1 protein-coding gene is annotated in these 1,395 nt (G+C 60.0%); it reads left to right on the forward strand.

Translation table 11 applies throughout. The features are described from left to right. Window positions 1–91: 91 nt before the first annotated feature. The coding region (locus ACLQ24_RS29650) for a hypothetical protein (RefSeq protein ID WP_425895038.1) at window positions 92–1,395 on the forward strand (1,304 nt) is incomplete at its 3' end.

Consider the following 1,395-nt stretch of genomic DNA (forward strand, 5'->3'; position numbering starts at 1 on the left):
CATGCCCGTCAACCACATGTCCCGGCTCCGCCGGGACGCTGCCGCACACGTGGTCAAGGAACCGAGTTTCGTCTCAGGCCACCACTACACCGTGGACGAGCGTGTCGCCGCCATCACCACGTGGGTGCAGAAAGACCTCCCCAACCGTCGGAACACAATCCCCTCTCGGGACGATTCTGTGAATGTCGGAGGAGAGGCATATCCCATCGGAAAGATTCTCCATAACCTGACACTAGTTGGGGTGATCTCCGACGATGCCAAGCTTACCCAAGCCCTGGAGGACGCCGGATTCAAGGTCAAACACGACGGTGACGGACATATGCATATCGTCGGGTTTCGGAAAATGAGCGACGAGAACGTGAGAGACTTCTTCGCCGTCTATGACGCCTGGCTCGACGAGGAAGACGCAAACGGTATACCCCATAACATCGGGAAGATGCCGAAACAAACGCTGAAGCGACCCAATCCGAATAGGCCAGGCGAGCAGTTCCAGCTCGGCCGGTTTATGGCCAATCTCAAGCAGAACGGGCATGCCGACCCGGACGGTGAGATGGCCGAGATGCTAAAAGGAAAAGGCCGCCTCGAGGTCATCTACCGGAATGAGGGCGACACATCGAAATTTGATGGTTTGAGGGTGCCCGGGGAGCGGCCACCGAAGCCCCGGCCGCCAACGGCCAAGAAGGAAGAGGACAATCAGGAGCGGATCGCGGGGATTCGGCTTTGGGTGGGGCCAGATCGCAAGAACTCGGGCAAAATTCCCGCCATAGCAGAAGAGGTGGAGGATGATGCCGGGGGGAAGGTTCACCCCGTCGGGAAAACATTTAAGGGTTTGCGGCAAATGGGATTTTCGTTTCATCAGGAGCTCTTCGATGTTCTGAAAGATGGCGGCTTCCAACCGAAGGTCATCGGCAGCAAGATTCTAATCCCCCGAGACAAGAGCATGCTTGTCACTGTTGCCGAGAAGGCAGAGAGGGACGAGGATACGTTCGCCGCTTATGACCTCTGGTGCGAAGGCGACTCCACAAGGGCGGGAAAGATCCCCCCTGCATCCGACCCCCCGGTCACGCTCCCGGAAACGGGGGACGTCATTGATCTCGGCGTGCGGATGGGTGGTCTCATCTACCAGGGGCTTGTGGATCCGCAGGGGATGATCGCTCAGGCTCTGAACGACCGTGGGCTGCAGACGGAGTATCGGGACGGCAAGACCTTTCTTGTGCGCCCGAAGGAGGTGGCCGGTGGGGAGTTGCGGTCGGTGTCCGCCGCGACGCAGAAGGTCGCCAATCTGGCTGTGGGTCTTCGGCCCTTGCCGTGGGAGGGTGCGTCAGGCTCTGGTGTGGCGGTGGTGAGGGAGTCGGTCATCCTGCCGCCGGGTGTCGTGCGGGAAGCGGAAGCGGG

It is taken from the genome of Micromonospora sp. DT4 (genome assembly GCF_049841675.1).
Classification (GTDB): Bacteria; Actinomycetota; Actinomycetes; order Mycobacteriales; family Micromonosporaceae; genus Micromonospora.